The sequence below is a fragment of the Candidatus Obscuribacterales bacterium genome, from assembly GCA_036703605.1.
Classification (GTDB): Bacteria; Cyanobacteriota; Cyanobacteriia; order RECH01; family RECH01; genus RECH01.
This window is the reverse complement of record DATNRH010000820.1, coordinates 1-1,692: the sequence shown is the minus strand read 5'-3', so window position 1 is coordinate 1,692 and position 1,692 is coordinate 1. Positions and strand designations below refer to the sequence as shown.

The following is a 1,692-nucleotide window of genomic DNA, read 5'->3' as shown; positions in this document are numbered from 1 at the left end:
TGCACCAAGGTTGCTCGTGGTGGACGACCTTGAACGGCTTGGTAGTACTGAAGCCATTTTGGTTCAAATTTCGGTGTTGCTGAACTGAGAGATGACCCTCTAGCTACAGGATCTGAAGCTCCATGCAGCATGCTGCGGAATCATACCGCTATTCAGCAACGCCGGTCAGCAGTCGTGACCAAACTCGACTGCGCCAAACCCTCAACCTCATCTAAACGGTAGGATAAATGATATTCATCGTGCTGGGGGTTGCTGAATAGCAGAATGATTTTGAAACGTTCTGCATAAAATGGCAGGGCTCTAAGCTAGAAAGTTATACTCCAATGCAGCAACACCTAGGAATCAGTCTTATCCTGCGATAACGTCGAGAGAAAATCAAGCGGATTGCCCATCGTTTCAGAAAAACCTAAGATGGCGCGATCGCGATGTTCATAGAGCATATGCCCCTGGGTATCAAAAAGAAACGTTCCCCCCCGCTGGGTTAAATAGGCCGCATTGGGTACGTAGGTCGTCCAATGTCCTAGAGCTTCCGCCATATTGCGGAGCCGCAGGGTCGCCAACTCAAAAGGGCGCTGATACCCTTGCCCTCCCGCCCACTGAAACCAAGAACCTCTCAACGGTGGCAGCGGAACTGCATGAACTACTTGATCATCATCAATGAGCTGCGGGGCTTGGCGATCGCCCCGATAACCACGGAACACTTCAGCTAAGGTACCAGGGCTACCAATGCCTGCACACATCAGCAAGAGGTTCAGCCAGGCTCGCTGACCTTTGGATAATCCTGGTGGTTTGAGAGAAAGTCCAGGGTACAGCTTGATGTGCTGATGTAGGCTTGCCGTGGGATCTACCCATAAACAATCTGCCGGAAACCCCGTATAGGTGCAAAATCGTTGCCCAGAGTTGCGATCGCCAATGCCCATGGCACGCACCGCCACTCCTAGATCCTGCAGCCGTTGGGCATCCCGTTGCAGCCACCAGGCATATTCTAAACTATCAAAATCGCCTAACTGGGGCCAGAGAAGAATGAGGACATAGGGGGCAGATTCACAATCCCCCAATAACGGAACAGCCGCTCCATCACTGACACGCAGATGGGATCTCTCGTGGAACAGCGTCCATAGATCGATAGATTCGCTGGGAACTTGGCTTGAAACAGACATATTCACATAGATTAGACCTTGATGTTGAGTGTAGCATAAGTATCCCATCAACCTCTCTATACTGTTTTGACTAGCGTTCACCAACAAAATCCGTTGAGCAGTCACCTCAGCGATTGCTCAACGGATATGAGTTAGGAGATATCAATGGCTCTGTGGGACAGAAAGAGGAGGAACGATACATATCCCTCCTCAAGTCGCTCATTTAGCTAAGACAACAGCAGGAGGGCTACACAGCTTCTGTTGTCATTGAGCTGGCTTAGCATTCGAAGGCGCTATAAATTTGCAGAAGCACCTTAGCAATATAACCAAACCCAAAAGCACACTTGGGCGCACAGGGGTGGTCGATAGGGCCAACCGTAGCTACAGCCGCGATCGCATAGAATCCAGGAGTTAGCTTAGCCTCATCAGGCGTACCAACCCACTTGAGGGTATACTGCGTGCGACCTTTTTCAGTCACGATCGCATCAGATAGATCCAGTTCAATCGCTTTTGCCCCAATGCCTTCAAAGGAGAAGCACACCGACACCTTAGT

Annotated in this window: 2 protein-coding genes; both read right to left on the bottom strand. The window is 50.4% G+C overall.

Annotation, left to right across the window (positions count from 1 at the left end; translation table 11 throughout):
* Nucleotides 1-335 precede the first annotated feature (335 nt).
* Nucleotides 336-1,160 carry a peroxiredoxin-like family protein gene (locus tag V6D20_16985; GenBank protein HEY9817476.1) on the bottom strand — a complete coding sequence of 275 codons (825 nt, stop codon included), beginning with the start codon at nt 1,158-1,160 and terminating at the stop codon, nt 336-338.
* A 256-nt stretch (nt 1,161-1,416) separates the two neighbouring features.
* Nucleotides 1,417-1,692: hypothetical protein (locus tag V6D20_16980; GenBank protein HEY9817475.1), on the bottom strand; the 276-nt coding region annotated here is incomplete at its 5' end.